General features: G+C 51.4%; 14 protein-coding genes and 4 pseudogenes. 8 read left to right on the forward strand and 10 right to left on the reverse strand.

Translation table 11 applies throughout. From position 1 onward, the window contains the following. Nucleotides 1-3: 3 nt before the first annotated feature. From kefB-GI to ACLHV8_RS26865, 4 genes are read left to right on the forward strand one after another with little or no spacing between them, the layout of a single operon-like run. The gene (gene kefB-GI / locus ACLHV8_RS26850; protein WP_069602382.1) at nucleotides 4-1,713 is read left to right on the forward strand and encodes a heat resistance system K+/H+ antiporter KefB-GI; all 1,710 of its coding nucleotides are present in this window, start codon (nucleotides 4-6) and stop codon (nucleotides 1,711-1,713) included. A 2-nt stretch (nucleotides 1,714-1,715) separates the two neighbouring features. Beyond that, complete coding sequence (gene psiE-GI, locus ACLHV8_RS26855; protein WP_060657179.1) at nucleotides 1,716-2,213, forward strand: heat resistance protein PsiE-GI; 498 nt, start codon at nucleotides 1,716-1,718, stop codon at nucleotides 2,211-2,213. Further along, on the forward strand, nucleotides 2,191-3,078 hold the full coding sequence (locus ACLHV8_RS26860) for a zinc metalloprotease HtpX (protein WP_410377070.1): 888 nt from the start codon (nucleotides 2,191-2,193) through the stop codon (nucleotides 3,076-3,078). The genes psiE-GI and ACLHV8_RS26860 overlap by 23 nt, the downstream gene beginning before the upstream one ends. Nucleotides 3,079-3,102: 24 nt before the next feature. Then, nucleotides 3,103-4,254: a S1C family serine protease gene (locus ACLHV8_RS26865; RefSeq protein WP_003847784.1), complete on the forward strand. Its 1,152-nt coding sequence runs from the start codon at nucleotides 3,103-3,105 to the stop codon at nucleotides 4,252-4,254. A 224-nt stretch (nucleotides 4,255-4,478) separates the two neighbouring features. Here ACLHV8_RS26865 and ACLHV8_RS26870 read toward each other — a convergent pair whose 3' ends face one another. Further along, nucleotides 4,479-5,459 (reverse strand): IS5 family transposase, encoded by a 981-nt coding sequence (locus ACLHV8_RS26870; RefSeq protein ID WP_069602380.1) that lies wholly within the window; start codon nucleotides 5,457-5,459, stop codon nucleotides 4,479-4,481. 39 nt (nucleotides 5,460-5,498) lie between these two features. Continuing rightward, nucleotides 5,499-5,804: a putative quinol monooxygenase gene (locus ACLHV8_RS26875; RefSeq protein WP_023328886.1), complete on the reverse strand. Its 306-nt coding sequence runs from the start codon at nucleotides 5,802-5,804 to the stop codon at nucleotides 5,499-5,501. 125 nt (nucleotides 5,805-5,929) lie between these two features. Here ACLHV8_RS26875 and ACLHV8_RS26880 point away from each other — a divergent pair, with 125 nt between their 5' ends. Further along, the gene (locus tag ACLHV8_RS26880; protein ID WP_410377071.1) at nucleotides 5,930-6,916 is read left to right on the forward strand and encodes a GlxA family transcriptional regulator; all 987 of its coding nucleotides are present in this window, start codon (nucleotides 5,930-5,932) and stop codon (nucleotides 6,914-6,916) included. 78 nt (nucleotides 6,917-6,994) lie between these two features. Here ACLHV8_RS26880 and ACLHV8_RS26885 read toward each other — a convergent pair. Continuing rightward, nucleotides 6,995-7,162: pseudogene (locus tag ACLHV8_RS26885) on the reverse strand (family 1 glycosylhydrolase); the annotation flags it as partial. 65 nt (nucleotides 7,163-7,227) lie between these two features. Here ACLHV8_RS26885 and ACLHV8_RS26890 point away from each other — a divergent pair. The 3 genes and pseudogenes from ACLHV8_RS26890 to ACLHV8_RS26900 all read left to right on the forward strand — a co-directional run bounded on the left by ACLHV8_RS26890 (nucleotide 7,228) and on the right by ACLHV8_RS26900 (nucleotide 11,366). Then, nucleotides 7,228-8,715: an IS3-like element ISKpn38 family transposase gene (locus ACLHV8_RS26890; protein ID WP_208595267.1), complete on the forward strand. Its 1,488-nt coding sequence runs from the start codon at nucleotides 7,228-7,230 to the stop codon at nucleotides 8,713-8,715. A gap of 33 nt (nucleotides 8,716-8,748) precedes the next feature. Continuing rightward, nucleotides 8,749-9,441 (forward strand): annotated as a pseudogene (locus ACLHV8_RS26895) (IS1 family transposase). A 959-nt stretch (nucleotides 9,442-10,400) separates the two neighbouring features. Continuing rightward, a pseudogene (locus ACLHV8_RS26900) lies at nucleotides 10,401-11,366 on the forward strand (IS5 family transposase). Nucleotides 11,367-11,407: 41 nt separating this feature from the next. Here ACLHV8_RS26900 and ACLHV8_RS26905 read toward each other — a convergent pair. From ACLHV8_RS26905 to ACLHV8_RS26935, 7 genes and pseudogenes are all read right to left on the reverse strand, one after another. Continuing rightward, nucleotides 11,408-11,674, reverse strand: coding sequence for a hypothetical protein (locus ACLHV8_RS26905; protein ID WP_407224132.1), 267 nt, complete (start codon nucleotides 11,672-11,674; stop codon nucleotides 11,408-11,410). A gap of 17 nt (nucleotides 11,675-11,691) precedes the next feature. Further along, nucleotides 11,692-12,132 (reverse strand): hypothetical protein, encoded by a 441-nt coding sequence (locus tag ACLHV8_RS26910; RefSeq protein ID WP_016239970.1) that lies wholly within the window; start codon nucleotides 12,130-12,132, stop codon nucleotides 11,692-11,694. 272 nt (nucleotides 12,133-12,404) lie between these two features. Next, complete coding sequence (locus ACLHV8_RS26915; RefSeq protein ID WP_407192064.1) at nucleotides 12,405-13,640, reverse strand: FRG domain-containing protein; 1,236 nt, start codon at nucleotides 13,638-13,640, stop codon at nucleotides 12,405-12,407. Nucleotides 13,641-13,653: 13 nt separating this feature from the next. Then, complete coding sequence (locus ACLHV8_RS26920; protein ID WP_000589340.1) at nucleotides 13,654-14,457, reverse strand: hypothetical protein; 804 nt, start codon at nucleotides 14,455-14,457, stop codon at nucleotides 13,654-13,656. Nucleotides 14,458-14,515: 58 nt separating this feature from the next. After that, nucleotides 14,516-15,860, reverse strand: a pseudogene (locus tag ACLHV8_RS26925) (ISNCY-like element ISLad2 family transposase). Nucleotides 15,861-16,063: 203 nt separating this feature from the next. After that, nucleotides 16,064-16,549: a GNAT family N-acetyltransferase gene (locus ACLHV8_RS26930; RefSeq protein ID WP_013087269.1), complete on the reverse strand. Its 486-nt coding sequence runs from the start codon at nucleotides 16,547-16,549 to the stop codon at nucleotides 16,064-16,066. Next, nucleotides 16,537-16,803, reverse strand: coding sequence for a DUF1778 domain-containing protein (locus ACLHV8_RS26935; RefSeq protein WP_007869691.1), 267 nt, complete (start codon nucleotides 16,801-16,803; stop codon nucleotides 16,537-16,539). Before ACLHV8_RS26935 ends, ACLHV8_RS26930 begins: the two co-directional genes overlap by 13 nt. Nucleotides 16,804-17,455 lie beyond the last annotated feature (652 nt).

Below are 17,455 nucleotides of genomic sequence, written 5' to 3' on the forward strand. Positions count from 1 at the left end.
CCGATGCAGGGCTTGCTCGGCACTACGCTAATCCTGCTGGCGGCTTGCAGCCTAGCGGCGATGGCGACGGCGGCGTTCAGAGTGCCCGCCTTGCTGGGGTATCTCTCTGTCGGCGTTGTACTGGGCCCCTCAGTCATCGGCGTGATCGCGCCGGGGGAGACGCTGAGCTTTCTGTCCGAGCTGGGCGTGGCGCTGCTGTTGTCCATGGTCGGACTGGAATTCTCCCTCGGAGACTTCTGGCTCGCCCGCAGGACGGTGCTGATGGCGGGCGCTCTGCAGATGATCGCCGTGGCCCCGCCGCTGATCCTGCTATTGATGTGGCTGGGGCAGCCCGGCCAGAGCGCCGCGCTGCTCGGCACTGCGGCGGCCATGTCGTCCACGGCGCTGGTCAGCCGACAACTGGCCGACCAAGGCGAGCTCACCACCCGCCACGGACGCAGTGCCATCGCCGTGCTGGTCTTTCAGGACCTGGCCAGCGTGCCCCTGCTGGCCTTGCTGGCGATCTGGGCGCGCGGCGAGTCGCCGAAGATCGAGCATGTGCTGCTCGAAGTATTCGGTGTGCTGCTGCTGTTCGCGGCAGCGGCCCTCGTCTCGCGCCGTCTGTTGCATGGCCTGCTGGGCTGGGTGGCGCGGCGGGGCCACGAGGAATCGTTCGTGCTCGTCTCCTTGTGCGTGGTGGTGGCTGCCGCCGCTGCTGCGCACGCGGTCGGCGTATCCGCCGCCCTGGGGGCCTTCCTCGCCGGGATGGTGCTGGGCGAGAGCGACTTCCGGCACCACATGGAAAGCCACCTCAGGCCGTTTCGCGATGTGTTGTCGGGCGTGTTCTTCGTGACCATCGGCCTGCAACTGGACGCAGCACAGATTCTTTCGGCACCGCTGGCGGTGCTGGCGTGGCTGGTGGTGCTGGTACCGGTCAAGATCCTGCTCAATACGCTGGCCTTGCGGGCGACGCGCCTGTCCGCCCTCGATGCCTGGCGCACGGGCATAGCGTTGGGGCACGGCGGCGAGTTCGCCCTGCTGTTGTTGGGCACGGTCTTGCAGCAGCATCTGATCCCCGCGACCGTCGTCCAACCCATGCTGGTCGCGCTGGTGCTCAGCATGGCCCTGGCACCGCTACTGATCCGCCATCACGATGTACTTGCCCGGTTCTTGAGCCGCACCGGCGGCGTCATTCAGCCACCCCAGGCTGAAGAAGTCGAGATCGCCGCGCAGACGACGCGATATCGAGACCATGTCATCGTTTGCGGCGCGGGCGAGCTTGGCCTGACAGTCAGCGAGATTCTTCGCCACGCCGGCGTGGCGCATCTGCTGCTGGAGGCGGACGCGCAGAAGGTAGAGGCCGCGCGTGCCGCCGGCGCGCCGGTGTTCCATGGCGATGCCAGTCGGCCCGATACCTTGCTGGCTGCCGGCTTGACGCATGCGCACTTGGTGGTGCTAACGTTCGCCCATGCCCAGCAAGCGTTGCGCATCGCCCAGGCGATTGCCGAGCGCCGTCCGGCGCTGACCTTGTGGGTGTCATGCAGAAGTACGACCGCGGCCGATGCATTTCGCGCCATGCCTAACGTGCGCGTGTATCAGCAATCCTTTGCCGCAGCTATTGGGCTGGCGGAACAGGTGATGTCGACGCTTGGCATGTCGACCGAGTTGATTGAAGGACACATCAGCGCAATGCGCCGCCGTCTCGACAGCAGCCGTTTTCCAGGGAGTTCATAGTCATGAAATCAAAACGCCTTAACCCATTTCAGGTCTTGCGTGACCAATTGGCCATCATGAGTTTTTACGAGCGCTTCGAGCAGGTCGTCGCGCTCGTGCTGTCGGCGGTGATCGCCGTCATCATCGTGGTGTCGCTGTTCCAGCTCATCTCCATCGTCTTCACGCTGCTGGTTCTCGATGCCTTCAATCCCCTGGACCACAAGGTATTCCAGAGCGTGTTCGGCATGATCATGACGCTCTTGATCGCGATGGAGTTCAAGCATTCCATCGTGCGCGTGGCGCTGCGTCGGGACAGCATCATCCAGGTCAAGACGGTGGTCCTGATCGCGGTGATCGCACTCTCCCGCAAGTTCGTGATCCTCGACTCCGACGCGAGTCCCGCAAAGATAGCCGCGCTGGCAGGCGCCACGCTGGCTCTGGGTGCGACCTACTGGCTGCTGCGCAAGCGCGGCGACCGCGCCGCCGAGACCTCTGAGCATGACCCGTCATCATCCGAGTGATCCGCGCCCTGCGCTCTTGCAACACCGCTGGCTCAACCGCCTGCAGACCGGGCTGTTGGTCCTGACCCTGGTCGGGATCGCAGCCGCAGCAGGGAGACTGCCATTTGGGGAAGGCTGCCTGTGGCTCGCGCTGTTTGCCGTTGCAGGTGCGTTGCTGCTGGAACCGGTAGCCGCGTCGGCGCTGAGCTTGCGCCTGTACCGCGTACGGGCCTTGCACCCGCAACAAGCCCACGAGATGTGGGCCCTGTTGCGCGAGCTGTCCGCCCGTGCCGGTTTGCCCGCCACGCCGGTGCCGCACTATGTGCCCAGTGCCGTCGTCAACGCCTTCGCCACCGGATCGAAGCAGGAGGCATCGATCGCCCTCACCGATGGCCTGCTGCGCAGCCTGAGCCCACGCGAGCTGGCGGGTGTGCTCGTGCACGAGGTCGCGCACATCGCTAATGAGGATCTGCGTGTCATGGGGCTGGCGGATTCCAACAGTCGCCTCACGAGCCTACTGGCCCTGATGGGGCAGATCGCGATCCTGCTCAGCCTGCCCGCACAGCTCGGCTTGTCTCGCGTGCGTGAGTTCGACGCTGACCGCCTTGCGGCGGAACTGACTGGCGACCCGCAGGGGCTGGCGTCCGCGCTGGCGAAAATCGAGCGGGTCAGCCGCTCCTGGCGTGCCTGGCTATGGCCGGGATGGGGCAATCCCGAGCCCTCCTGCTTGCGCACGCGTCCGGCAACGCAAGAGCGCATCGCACGCCTGCTGACGTTGGCGCCTGGTCCAGCATCAGCGTTGCCACTCCGCGCGCCCCATTTTTTGCCGGAATCCGCTTTGGCGACGCGCCCACCGCGCTGGCGCCTGAGCGGGCTGTGGCGCTGATTGCCCATCAACAGGAGACGTCTCATGGCCTATCTCGACCCGTACCAACGCCCCGCGCCGGACCGCTTCGTCCGGCGCGGGCTCTTCATCACCGCCTGCATTGCCGCGCTCATGCTGCTGTGGCAGTTTCTGCCCGCCATCGAGGCATGGTTCAGTCCGCGCGAGGCAGCAGAACGCACCGTGATGGCGCGTGGCGATCTGGCGGCGGACGAGAAAACCACCATCGAACTGTTCGAAAAATCGCGCGCCTCGGTGGTCTACATCACCACCGCGCAATTAGTACGCGATGTCTGGACGCGCAACGTGTTCTCCGTGCCGCGCGGCACTGGCTCGGGCTTCATCTGGGACGACGCCGGCCACGTCGTCACCAACTTCCACGTCATCCAGGGCGCGTCCGAAGCCACCGTCAAACTGGCCGACGGCCGCGACTACCAGGCCGCGCTGGTGGGGACGAGCCCCGCGCACGACATCGCCGTGCTCAAGATCGGCGTCGGTTTCAAGCGCCCGCCGGCCGTGCCGGTCGGCACCAGTGCCGACCTCAAGGTGGGTCAGAAGGTGTTCGCTATCGGCAACCCCTTCGGCCTGGACTGGACGCTCACCACTGGTATCGTCTCCGCGCTCGACCGCTCGTTGCCGGGAGAAGCGGGCGGCCCGGCCATCGATCACCTGATCCAGACCGACGCCGCCATCAACCCCGGCAATTCCGGTGGCCCGCTGCTCGATTCGGCTGGGCGGCTGATCGGAATCAATACCGCCATCTACAGTCCGTCTGGCGCCTCGGCCGGCATAGGCTTTGCGGTGCCGGTCGATACCGTCATGCGCGTGGTGCCGCAACTCATAAAGACCGGCAAGTACATCCGTCCGGCGCTGGGCATCGAGGTGGATGAGCAGCTCAACGCGCGTCTGCAGGCGCTGACCGGCAGTAAGGGCGTATTCGTATTGCGCGTGACGCCGGGCTCGGCGGCGCACAGGGCCGGGCTCGTCGGCGTCGAGGTCACCGCAGGCGGCATCGTGCCCGGCGATCGCGTTATCAGCATCGACGGTATCGCCGTTGACGACGTCACCACATTACAGGCCCGGCTAGACGACAAGAACGTTGGAGATGTTGTGGTCTTGTTAGTGGAGCGGGCCGGCAAGACTCGCGAGATGCTTGTGGAACTACAACCGGGAGTTTGATGGAAAGTGGGTCATGGATCTGCACAGCGAAGCAGCCAAGTGACTTCAGCCTTGCGCCGAACTACGAGCCCTAGCTAGGGATGGTCTGAAGTAGCCCTGTATTTCCGGCTGACTTCAGCCACTGCTGATTTTGAAAGCGGTGAACCGATCAAAAACGATCGGATCACTCGCTCATTTCGGTGCTTTCAGCCGTCGCGAGCACCTTGCGACGGCCATTTTCCGCATTACAGGCGCACCTTTCCTGCGCTTGCCAGCAATTGTCGGCGGGCCATCCATAGGCTCGACAGGGCAAACAGCGTCACCAGTTGTGCAGTGTTCTTCACCAGCCCTCGGAAACGTACCTTGGTGTAGCCGAACTGCCGCTTGATCACGCGAAACGGGGGCTCTACCTTCGCTCGCACTTGCGCCTTGGCCTTCTCGATCTTGCGCTTGGCTTTGTACAGGGCGCTGCGTTTATCGAGCATCTTGTAGGTGCTGCGGCGTGCTGCGACCTGCCAGATCACTTCTCGGTCGGCATGCTCGGAGCGCTTTTCGACGCCTGTGTAGCCGTCATCGGCGCAGACGACGTTCTCGTCGCCGTGCAGCAGTTTGTCGACCTGGGTGACATCCGCCACGGTGGCTGCCGTGCCCACCACGCTGTGTACCAGCCCCGATTCATCATCAACGCCGATGTGCGCCTTCATGCCAAAGTAATACTGGTTCCCCTTCTTGGTCTGGTGCATTTCCGGGTCGCGCTTGCCGTCCTGGTTCTTGGTTGAACTGGGCGCGTGGATCAGCGTGGCATCGACGATAGTGCCCTGGCGCAGCGACAGACCGCGATCCCCCAGGTAGCCATTGTTCACGCAGAGGATGCCGGCTGCCAGCTCATGTTTCTCCAGCAGACGACGGAAGTTGAGGATGGTGGTTTCGTCAGGAATACGCTCCAGGCTCAGTCCGGCGAACTGACGTAGGATGGTCGTCTCGTACAGCGCTTCTTCCATGGCCGGATCGCTGTAGCCGAACCAGTTCTGCATCAGATGGATACGCAGCATCGCCATCAAGGGATACGCCGGGCGACCACCTTCGCCTTTCGGATAATGCGGTTCGATCAGGGCAATCAGCCCTTTCCACGGCACCACCTGATCCATCTCGATCAGGAACAGTTCCTTGCGGGTCTGCTTGCCCTTGCCGGCATACTCGGCGTCGGCGAAGGTCATCTGCTTCATGGAAGAACTCGAGTGGCGGGGTCAGTCCAACGTACCGAATTAAATACCTTTTGCCGCAATCAAAACCGCAGGATGAATGTGTGGCTCTTCTGCCAGCAGAGCGGGTACGGTAGCGAATATTTGTTTAGCTGCTTCACCGGACATATGGAGTTCCCTTGAGTCTGTACTACTGAACAGATCTACAAGGAAAACCGTTTCAGGACTCGTTTCTGAGCGGATCACCAGCCAGTGAGTGGTGCCCTCTTCTGCATTAACATGAGGCAAAGCAGCGGCTATGCGCTCTGCTACTTCAGCGCCTTTTCCTTCTCTCGCTTTAAATGAAATCAGTCCTGCTGTTGTACTCATTGTTTCTTTCTCCTGTTGTAATAATCATGGCTTTCTTACGAGAATTATTGTATCAGGGTTAGGCAACATGGCACTGTGGCGAATCTGCCATTAAACCGGCTTTTTCGGCCAATTACAGGACTGAGATGAAAAAGATAGTCATTATTGCTTCCCCGGGATGCCTTGCTTCAGGCTATACCGGGCTGGCTGATATGTTCTCTCTTGCCGGAAGAGCCATATCAGCTGCTCGCAAGGAGCCGTCACCCTTTGATATCATGACAGCAAGTCCGGACGGGCAGCCAGTGACCGACGGAAGCGGGCGGTTACTGACCGCCGATGCGGCACTGGCAGATATCAATTCATGCGATGCGGTTCTGATCCCCGGGTTTGTACCCGATGCATCAAACACGCCGCCACAGCTCGGTAAACTGGGCAGCATAGCGTCATGGATACGGCAACAGTACGTGCATGGCGCCCTGGCTTGTGGCTCGTGCAGCGGAGTGTTTATGCTGGGCGAGGCGGGGCTGCTCAACGGCAGAAAATGTACGACAACCTGGTGGCTGTACGATGAGCTCAAGCGCCGTTACCCCCAGGCAAACGCCATCTGGGGCAATGCTCTGACTGAGGATAACCGTATAGTTACGGCTGGTGGGCCGCTTTCATGGATTGATGTGGCCTTACACATTGTGCGTCAGCTTGAGGGGACGGAGGCTGCGCGTATTGCAGCAGAATTTGCTGTAGTGGATACAACGCCTCCCGCAAGGGCTGTTTATATGCCCACCGCGCACCTCAGCCGGCCGGACAGTATTCTGCCCGGTGCAGAATTTTTTATAAGGCAGGAAGCATCAACGCTGCTTACCACAAGAGAGCTGTGCCGGCGCCTTGCCATTTCGGAGCGAACCTTTCACAGGCGTATAAAGGCGGAAACAGGCGAGTCACCGAAACAGTTTATCGACAGGATCAGGTGTGAAATGGCAAGGCTGGCACTTGAAACATCTGCTAAAACCATAAAGCAGATCGCAGCTGATGCAGGTTACGCGGATGAAGGCAGTTTCAGGAGGGTCTTCAGCCGGATGACCGGCATGAATCCGGCATTATACCGCCGTTGGGTGAAAGACCGTACCCGGGAATAATGCACAGTAGGGCCGGGAGGTATCCGCGCGGAATTATGAGACGCCCTGACAGCACAGTGCTGCCAGGGGTGTGCTGTGTTAACTACTGAGGTCTTTTCCGTTCGTGGCGATGACTTTTTTATACCAGTGGAAGCTTTTCTTACGGGAGCGTTTTAGTGTTCCGTTCCCCATATCATCCGGGTCAACATATATAAATCCGTACCGTTTGGACATCTGAGACGTGCTTGCGCTGATCATGTCTATAGGTGTAGCGACCTGCATTTGAAATAGGGGAAGTGCGGACAAATTCCTGGACCTTCAGGAGTTAATTTATGCATTCATACGAGGACCGGATTCGGGCCGTCGAACTCTATTACCGGTACGGAAAGAAAGCCTCCGTTGTCGTCATGGAGCTGGGATATCCTTCCACAAAACAGCTGGGCCGTTGGGTTCGGATTTATGAAGAGAAGGGCGATTTACCCAGGGAATTAAAACCAAGAGAACGCTATTCACGTACACAGAAAATTGCTGCTGTTGAGCATTATCTTACTCACGGTGGTTGCCTGTCGTACACTCGCCGAGCCATCGGCTACCCCAGTAACGAAATTCTAAAGCGCTGGATTGAAGAGTTTTACCCAAATGCGCGTCCCCTGGTCATTCGCTCAGGCACAAGCAAATGCTTCAGCCCGGAAGAGAGGTCTCAGGCCGTCCGGGAGCTCTGTAACCGACGTGGAACCGTGCGTAAAGTTGCACAAAGCATAGGCGTCAGCGTCCCGGTCCTGTACAAATGGAAGAAAGACCTTATCAGTGACGAGGCTTATCAATCCATGCGCAAACGAAAGGCAGCCCCTCAGGATAAAAATCAGGATACTTTACTCGGTGAAATCCAGCGTCTCAGGAAGCAGGTTCATCAGCTGCAGCTCGAACGTGACATACTGACAAAGGCGAATGAACTGATAAAAAAAGATCTGGGCATCAGCTTTCTGAAACTGAAAAATAGGGAGAAAACCCTGATAGTTGATGCCCTTAAGAAAAAGTACCCCGTTGCTGAGTTGCTAAGCGTTCTGCAACTTGCCCGCAGCTGTTATTTTTACCACAAAGCCAGCAAACGTCTGTACGATAAGTATGCGGAAATACGCGTGATCATGGCCGATATCTTTGAGGAGAATTACCGCTGTTACGGCTACCGGCGCCTTCACGCGATGCTTCGCAGTAACAACAGGGTTATTTCTGAAAAGGTTGTCCGCAGACTGATGGCAGAAGAGCAGCTCGTTGTTAAGCGCACCAGGCGACGACGATATAACTCTTACTGTGGCGAAATCGGTCCGGCACCGGAAAATTTACTCGCCCGGGATTTTAGTTCCTGCAGGCCAAATGAGAAGTGGCTGACCGATATTACGGAGTTCCAGCTTCCGGCTGGAAAAGTCTATCTGTCGCCGGTTATCGACTGCTTTGATGGCCAGGTTGTAAGCTGGTCGATAGGAACACGCCCGGACGCGACGCTGGTGAATACGATGCTCGATGACGCACTCGATACGCTCAACGAACATGATAAACCGGTGATACACAGCGATCGTGGTGGCCATTACCGGTGGCCGGGCTGGCTCGAGCGTATCAACACCTCCGGACTTATAAGGTCCATGTCGCGCAAAGGATGCTCGTCGGATAATGCTGCGTGTGAAGGCTTCTTCGGGCGTATCAAAAACGAAATGTTCTATGGCAGAGACTGGGCGGGTATCAGGCTGGAAAAATTTATCTGCTTCCTGGACAGGTACATACGCTGGTATAACGAGAAACGGGTAATGGTGCCAACTTACTGATTTAGTGTACGATGGTGTTTTTGAGGTGCTCCCGTGGCTTCCATCTCCATCAGTTGTCCCTCCTGCTCAGCTACTGAAGGCGTGGTGCGTAACGGTAAAAGTACTGCCGGACATCAGCGCTATCTCTGCTCACTGCCGTAAAACATGGCAGCTACAGTTCACTTACACCGCCTCTCAGCCCGGTACACACCAGAAAATCATTGATATGGCCATGAATGGTGTTGGATGCCGGGCAACCGCCCGCATTATGGGCGTTGGCCTCAACACGATTTTACGTCACTTAAAAACTCAGGCCGCAGTCGGTAACCTCGCGCATACAGCCGGGCAGTGATGTGATTGTCTGCGCTGAAATGGACGAACAGTGGGGCTACGTCGGTGCTAAATCACGTCAGCGCTGGCTGTTTTACGCGTGACAGGATACGGAGGACGGTTGTGGCGCACGTCTTCGGTGAACGCACTCTGGCCACACTGGAGCGTCTTCTGAGCCTGCTGTCGGCCTTTGAGGTCGTGGTATGGATGACGGATGGCTGGCCGCTGTATGAATCACGCCTGAAGGGAGAACTGCACGTTATCAGCAAGCGATATACGCAGCGCATTGAGCGGCATAACCTGAATCTGAGGCAGCATCTGGCAAGGCTGGGCAGGAAGTCACTGTCGTTCTCAAAATCGGTGGAGCTGCATGACAAAGTCATCGGGCATTATCTGAACATAAAACACTATCAGTAAGTTGGAGTCATTACCCGAGAAACGTATCAAGCTATCATTAGGTGCAATGAGTCCTGTGAAGTACCGGCAGCATCTTGGGATCACAACATAACAGTCCAGGAAAACATCCGCAGCCCCCTAATAGACATTAGCATTGAGCCCCTACAATACATGTCAAAGCAAGTTTAAAATGTCACCTCTTTGTGCAAGATAGAAAGGGCACTTTCAGCCTATGTAATCATATTAATGTGACTGCTGCGTTATCCCACTCAACCAATTAATAAAGCAAAAGTTAAATATGAAAGACTGGAATAAAAATATAACGAAAACATCTTAATATGGAAATATCTGTGTCAACGGGATCTTTAGTTATTGAATATCTGGTTCTAAATAGGTTCTACATTCAACGGGAAGGGAAACCAAATATCTATATGTTTTTTATAAATACCATTACGTGGCAAACAACAATCTGCATATTTTTTTAAAGAATCTCCACATGGACAAATATTTTCTGGCGATAATACTCCATCATGTTCTTTCGCCTTAAATCTCCAGGTCGTAATATTGAAAATTTGATGTGGGGATTGTATGTATTTGACAACACTAATTAAAGTTGAATAGTTATAATGATCACCATCATTGGAGAAAAAAACACTACATTTGTTAACGGGATTACTAACTATGTCATAAGTAATTAATTCAAAATCGATCACTTCATCAAAGCAAAGAACTCCATTATAAAGTTTATTTTTAACATGACCACAATCATTAATAAAACTACGGGTTGTATTACATACTGAACATTTCACTTCTTTTATTATTTCACGAGATACCGAAGATTTTATATGGGAATAACGCCTGCCAATTACATACCATTCTCGCTAAGAAGTTAACACCATAGAAATTAACCTCAGGCAGAAACTCATTATTTTCTTTAATATGTATTAAGGCTTTGTTGAATAAATCGAACTTTTGCTGAGTTGAAGGATCAGATCACGCATCTTCCCGACAACGCAGACCGTTCCGTGGCAAAGCAAAAGTTCAAAATCACCAACTGGCCCACCTACAATAAAGCCCTCATCAACCGTGGCTCCATAACTTTCTGGCTGGATGATGAAGCTATTCAGGCCTGGTATGAGTCGGCAACGCCTTCATCACGGGGAAGACCTCAGCGCTATTCTGATCTCGCCATCACCACCGTTCTGGTCATTAAACGCGTGTTCAGGTTGACCCTGCGGGCTGCACAGGGTTTTATTGATTCCATTTTTACACTGATGAATGTTCCGTTGCGCTGCCCGGATTACACCAGTGTCAGCAAGCGCGCAAAGTCGGTTAATGTCAGTTTCAAAACGCCCACCCGGGGAAATCGCGCATCTGGTGATTGATTCCACCGGGCTGAAGGTCTTTGGTGAAGGCGAATGGAAAGTCAAAAAACATGGCCAGGAACGCCGCCGTATCTGGCGAAAGTTGCATCTGGCAGTTGACAGCAACACACATGAAATCATCTGTGCAGACCTGTCGCTGAACAATGTGACGGACTCAGAAGCCTTCCCGGTCTTATCCGGCAGACTCACAGAAAAATCAGGGCAGCATCGGCAGACGGCGCTTACGACACCCGGCTCTGTCACGATGAACTGCGGCGTAAGAAAATCAGCGCGCTTATCCCGCCCCGAAAAGGCGCGGGTTACTGGCCCGGTGAATATGCAGACCGTAACCGTGCTGTTGCGAATCAGCGGCTGACCGGGAGTAATGCGCGGTGGAAATGGACAACAGATTATAACCGTCGCTCGATAGCGGAAACGGCGATGTACCGGGTAAAACAGCTGTTCGGAGGTTCACTGACACTGCGTGACTACGATGGTCAGGTTGCAGAGGCTATGGCCCTGGTACGAGCGCTGAACAAAATGACGAAAGCAGGTATGCCTGAAAGCGTGCGTATTGCCTGAAAACACAACCCGCTACGGGGGAGACTTACCCGAAATCTGATTTATTCAACAAAGCCATGTATTAAATCTATTTCTATCCTTTCAAGTTCTACCCATGCTTCATAAAAATCACCTCTTGTAAGTAAATTAATGACTTGAATATATTTTAAATGGGCTAGTAAAATTGTTTTGTATAAAAACAATCTGTTTGATTCATTATTCAAGCTCAAGGATTGAGCTTTTTTTAACTCAGCATTAAGATAATCAAGAATAGCACTATCTTCTTGAGTAATACACATCCAACGCTTTAACTTTTCGTGAATATTCATAATATCTATATAGATTTTTATTTGATTTTGTTAATTACTTTTAAAACATCGTCTACTTTTCCAGAAACAGTGTATTTCACATGTTTTCCTGATTTATTTTTTTTAATTATAGAGACTTTAACGTCTATATCTCTAGTTCCAAAGTTATCAATTTTTTTCTGAATATAATTTGAAACAAGATTTACTAAAAAAGGTATCATTACTGATGTGGCAAAGAAAGTGCCTAACGCTAACGTTATACTGTTTAATTGCAGGTACGAAACACCATTAGAATCTCCGTACACTTTAACATTAGAATGTGATTGCTTGGTGAACTGGAAAAAATCCAGTGCATTACCTCCAGTAATTTTTGAACTATCAAAAACGATCGCAATCTCATCATCTTGAGGTTCATATGAAGAAATGATTTTTACCTCTTCATCTTCATCACTCATTTCACTCAAAGTAATGGGGTTCATTCTCAACTCCTTGTTTTATATTTTTACATTCAAATTTTACTATACGACTGGTTAATTGCTCCTGTCCAACACACCAGAGTTCATATGCTTAGCATACAAGGGACCAATGCCAGTAGCGACAGGCTAGTGTGTCAAAAAACCATGAAGATCAATCTCCTGCGGAAAATTTGGCCCAATTAGTTTCATTGTCCTTTCCATGCCTTGATAAACTGTCGCATCTGTAATGTTTAACCTTGCGAGTTCCTTAAGTATTCTAGCTTTGTTTCTGATCACTATTTTTCTACTTTAAACTCTTGCATAGCATCATCAGGGTTTGAAACTAAATCGGGATAAACAGCATTATTCCCAAATAATAAGAATGCACCTGACTGTGATGACATCCTTTCATTATTATTTCTTCCTTTAACGAAAATTAACCTTTCCAAATCTGATGGTATAATTACATCTTTAAAATAAGGTTTTTCATCTTTAATGTAATGTATGAGTTTTTGACAAGCTTCAGTTTTATTGAAAGCCTCCTTGTCCATTTTACAATCCAGCTGATCTTTCAGTGTTTGACTTAGCATTGATATATTTGATATGCAACTTACTGTATCAGAGTCAAAGAATTTTATACGATCCCTTTTTGTTTTGAAAATAATAACATGTCCATCAACCTCATTTGTATTTTCATTATTACTAATGTCGCAACAAGCGAAATACAGAGCGATTAGTGGATTTGATGTTATATCCAACAAACGAGTTGGTAGTCCGTAGTGTTGCATCCTTACTAACTTGTCTAGCATTGTTTTATCATCAACAAACTCAGTTGGCCTTGCTGTTAGGGCTTCACGGACTAAATTTGATTCACTGTGCAAATGCTTGAAGTTACCTTTTTTGTTTTTCCTGAAAACTGATGGAGCCAACTCGTAAGATACATCAGAATGTCCACGATAAAATATTTCTGCATCTTCTTCATGATCTTGTTCTAAAACACGCGCCATGAAACTTTGAACATTATCTATTATTGGGTAGTTATCAACTTCATCAGGAAGTGCTTCAGTAGGAGGAAGTGGTGTACTTCTTGTCGTTATATTTAGAAGTGCTAATGTTTGATTTAAATCACGTGCTTTTATTCCCCAGTGAGTCCGTTTCAGCCCATATGCACCTAATTCTAAAGCTGTTTGATATAACTCTTTGTTTATCACTACGACATCATCTTGTGAGTGAGTGATTCTGAAATCAAACTCAACATTTTTGTTAACTGTTCGTAGATTTGAAATTACACCAAGTCGCAAAGTAATGTATTCAACATTGTCTCGGGAATAAAGTTCTGACATAAAAAGCGTAGGTAATTTCTCAATATAAGATAATGCTTTATCATTCAAAGGCGTTAACTTCAACCGGATGTCATCAGAGGTGCCTTCTAACATACGTGATATAGGAAAATCACAACTCCCACTAACCCGTTCATACATGGGCCAATGTTCAAAATAGTCAGGTTCTCCGCCCATAATTAGATTAAACATTAAAACTAAATCCTTATATTTTACTTAATGAATTATTTACAATCCAATCAATTGCGCCAGAGGTGCGAATCCAAGGCTTTATATTATGATTCACATAATAAATGGCTTCATCCATTCCACCTAACGTGATATATCCACTGTTAGACTTGATCTGTAATCTGCACTTCGATAACAAGCCGGGGATGTGTCTATTAGAATCAATCGCAGCTTTAGCGATATCATCGGCATCCGGGGATGACTGTCGGTAGGCGAGTAGGGCGCGTGTATACTGAAAAAACGAACGCATATCCCCAGGATAATCGTCCAGTAGCAAGGCCAGATCATCCACCATTTCAAGCTCAAGGTAATAGTTCGCTAATAAATGACGAATCCCCTGGTTATCGTTCGGGTTGAGCTTCAGCATTTCGCGGCTATGAGCCATAGCCGGATAAAAATTACCAGACTCCCATAAGGCCTCAGCCAAAGCTGCTTTTGCTCTCATATATGGACGTGTTTCGACAAATCCCCAGAAACGTCCTGCGAACTCCTGAAAATCCTCGCCAAGTGCAATGCTGGCTGCGTACAAAGCAGTCTCCAGCTTCCCGATTTTTGACTCAGGAGGTTCTTGAGATATCTCGCAGTAGAATGAGTATGCGTCAGCACAGAGCGGGGATTTCTTGATAGCTTTTCTGATGAGTTTCAGCACAACTTCCAGGTCATCATTTTCCCAGGCATCGAACATGAACTCCTGAGCCGCAACCAGATCTAGATGTAATTGCTCAGAGCTGACAGCAGTTTTATACAAATCAACGCGCTTTGTAGTCGGGAATTTAATCATCTCAAGTATCCTTTTGGGGACTCACTGTTCCGGTACTTTGCAGCACTGATGGTCGATTCTATCGCTTTGAACTTGCCACAAACAAGCTCGGGTCTGCCAGAACGGGATTGATAGCCCGGAGCTGTTCCTGGATGCGCACCTGAGCCTTACGGCTGGGCGATTTTTTGCTTCGTTCCCGTTTGCCTTCGCTTTCCCGCTCATCCTGTTTTACCTGAGCCAGTCGGAGTACAGTCCCGAGACGTTTGTTATCAACAATCTGCCCCTGGTCGACACAGGCCAGCTTATCAAATGCCTGGCACTTAAGGCTCCGGTGCCCATAGAGGAAGGCGAGGGTGCCATCGGGATAATCCAGTACTTTAATTTTTTCACCGGCAAGACGGCTATTTTCTTCTGTGGTGTCCATGAGATAAAGGATCTTATCGTACTGGAAGGTCAGTGATTTCGACACGGTACGAACATCATGCCAGGCAAAGATGTCTCTTAATTCATCGGGGCTTTCCTGCCGGACGATGCAAATCTTTGGGGAACTTAGCCGGTCGTGAAAACCGGCTGTTAAAGTCAGCGATGAAAGTGGCAAGCCAGGCATTTGCGGCCTCAATGCCGGTTATACCTTCCAGACGCATTTCTTTGATCAGCCGATCCTGAAGTGTCTGATTCGCACGTTCCACGCGGCCTTTAGCTTCAGAGCTGTTGGCACAAATAAGCTCGATTGCCAGGTCATAAAGCACACGTCCGAACTGGGTAACGGTGGTATTGCGTTTCTCCGGACCACTGACGCGAAATATTGCGTGTTTGTCACTGTACAGCGATACCGGCTTCCCATGCTGCTCGATGTATTCCCGGGTTGCCAGCATGTAGTCAAAGGCTGTTTCTGACTCGCTGAACCGCAAATGCATCAGACGCCCGGTGGCATCATCGATAAAGACCAGCAGGCAGCATTTTGGCGCACGGCCTTCAAACCAGTCATGGTGGGAGCCGTCGATCTGGATAAGTTCACCCAGACAATCACGCCGATGTCGGGGTTGATAAACCCGTGACTTACGGCGAGCATGCGGGACCCAGAGTCCGTCAGACGTCATCCAGTTGCGGACGGTCTCGATTGAAAGCCGGATATTATGGCGCTCTCTGAGTTTTTCTGCGGCCAGTGTGGGCCCAAAGTCACTGTAGTTTTCACGTATCAGCGTGAGTACTCGTAGTTTGAGAGATTCGGTCAACCGGCGGTTGCTGGGCTGGCCGCGTTTGCGGCTGACAAGTCCTTCAGCACCAGAAACTCGGTAACGATTGATAAGTCGTTGCGCCTGACGTTCTGAAATGCCAAGCTGTGATGCTGCATCACGACGGCGTAGACGCTTTTCACAAACTGCCTGTATCACCGGTAGGCGGTGGATCTCTTTATCTGACATGGTCACCAACATGCGTTGAGCCCCTTAGAATTGCATTCAGTTTAGCTTACTCTAAGGTGACGTTTCTATCTGGATAAAAAGTGACATTACTAAATGGTTCTAACAATACAGGTGCGCATAACAAAGATTATGTTAAATTCAATGGTAAAATCATTATAAATCAATATCTTAAATATCGAACAAGCCCCTTTCTTCCTCAAACCTCACTGTGGTAACTTTAAAAACAATGTCCGTTCCTGAGTTTGTGATGCCTTAAAGCCATGGTGAAGATAAAAGTTTTTGGCTTCTTCAGTCAGTGCATGAACCATAATCGCACGGACTCCAATATTCTCAGCTACACGGTAACAGCGCAGAACTGCATCATGCAGTAAATCGGCCCCGAGCCCTTGGCCACGGTATGAAACATCAACTGCCAGGCGAGCAAGTATGATTACGGGAATTGGATCTGGCATATTGCGCCTGAGGCTTCCCATTGCTTCCACGTGGTTAACGCTGCCGGTGGCCAGAGAGTAAAAACCGACAACCTGTTTAGTGTCTCTTTTACAAACGACGAACGTTCGTGCTGCACCAAGAGCTTGGTTTTTTAATCCCCTCTGTTTAAGCCAGTCATCAAGTACTGCCTCACCACTGACGAACTCTGCTAGTTGATGGGAGCTGGATAATGGTTCTGGTGCTGTTACACGTCCCACTGAGGTTTCCTTGCCAGAAGTTTATCAATAGCCGCCTCATCCGAAACCGGTGCATCGAGCATATCGATAAACTCTGCATACTGCTCATCGTTAAAATTAAATACGCGACGATCGAGGATCACATTCTCCGCAGCCTGACATGCCATTTCCAGGATGAAGTCCGTGCGTGATTTATGGAGAATCTCTGCTGCAGCATCAATAAGTGCTCTTTGAGATTCTTTAGCTCTAAGGTTGAGCTGAACATCTGATTTCATGAGTGCGCTCCTTGTATAGCGATTGCTTTACAAGCATATCATATGGATTCTGTATAGCAAAAGCTATACGGTTTTTTAAGTGCAGTGAACATACGAAAGAGTCAACTTGCAACTATTAGGTAAAGCTCTTCCTCTAAATTATTTTCCTTGCTCTGGCCTACCAAATCAAACCCAACGCCCTGAATTTACTGCGTGCGATGCTTGCTAGCAGTCTCATCCGGACAATTAGCATGAAAACTATGGATTGTTATCTGGTCTAACATCTGGAAAAGTTACTGATGAGAAGGTAGTATTCGGATCGTCAGCGATCGTCTTGTGGTGGGACAGATTGTTGATTCAGATTACTTTTGTGTCCTAACTCAAACTGACGGTTTGACTGCTTTGTGGTGAGGCAGGCGGGTGGCAAAAGATGGTTTTACGGAAGAAATGCGGACTTCCGGAAACAGACAGGGACAGGACGTGTCCAGTAAAACGTTCAGGAGCAGGTAACGGGATTTCCCGGAGCCTGAATGCACAAACCCCCCGACATCTGTCATCATCTTGGCGGAAGACACAGATATCAGGGGGTCCAAAAGCAGGCGCGTGGCCTGTGAAGGATTATAACGCATGCACCACATAACACAACACCCGGCCGCCATAAGAACAGGCCGCC

Source organism: Enterobacter sp. CPE_E863 (genome assembly GCF_046521465.1).
In the GTDB taxonomy this organism is placed as follows: Bacteria; Pseudomonadota; Gammaproteobacteria; order Enterobacterales; family Enterobacteriaceae; genus Enterobacter; species Enterobacter adelaidei.

Coding starts and splice junctions, on each gene's coding strand:
- kefB-GI (WP_069602382.1), top strand. CDS start 4: ATGCAGGGCTTGCTCGGCACTACGCTAATCCTGCTGGCGGCTTGCAGC.
- psiE-GI (WP_060657179.1), top strand. CDS start 1,716: ATGAAATCAAAACGCCTTAACCCATTTCAGGTCTTGCGTGACCAATTG.
- ACLHV8_RS26860 (WP_410377070.1), top strand. CDS start 2,191: ATGACCCGTCATCATCCGAGTGATCCGCGCCCTGCGCTCTTGCAACAC.
- ACLHV8_RS26865 (WP_003847784.1), top strand. CDS start 3,103: ATGGCCTATCTCGACCCGTACCAACGCCCCGCGCCGGACCGCTTCGTC.
- ACLHV8_RS26870 (WP_069602380.1), bottom strand. CDS start 5,459: ATGAAGCAGATGACCTTCGCCGACGCCGAGTATGCCGGCAAGGGCAAG.
- ACLHV8_RS26875 (WP_023328886.1), bottom strand. CDS start 5,804: ATGAGTACAACAGCAGGACTGATTTCATTTAAAGCGAGAGAAGGAAAA.
- ACLHV8_RS26880 (WP_410377071.1), top strand. CDS start 5,930: ATGAAAAAGATAGTCATTATTGCTTCCCCGGGATGCCTTGCTTCAGGC.
- ACLHV8_RS26890 (WP_208595267.1), top strand. CDS start 7,228: ATGCATTCATACGAGGACCGGATTCGGGCCGTCGAACTCTATTACCGG.
- ACLHV8_RS26905 (WP_407224132.1), bottom strand. CDS start 11,674: ATGAATATTCACGAAAAGTTAAAGCGTTGGATGTGTATTACTCAAGAA.
- ACLHV8_RS26910 (WP_016239970.1), bottom strand. CDS start 12,132: ATGAACCCCATTACTTTGAGTGAAATGAGTGATGAAGATGAAGAGGTA.
- ACLHV8_RS26915 (WP_407192064.1), bottom strand. CDS start 13,640: ATGTTTAATCTAATTATGGGCGGAGAACCTGACTATTTTGAACATTGG.
- ACLHV8_RS26920 (WP_000589340.1), bottom strand. CDS start 14,457: ATGATTAAATTCCCGACTACAAAGCGCGTTGATTTGTATAAAACTGCT.
- ACLHV8_RS26935 (WP_007869691.1), bottom strand. CDS start 16,803: ATGAAATCAGATGTTCAGCTCAACCTTAGAGCTAAAGAATCTCAAAGA.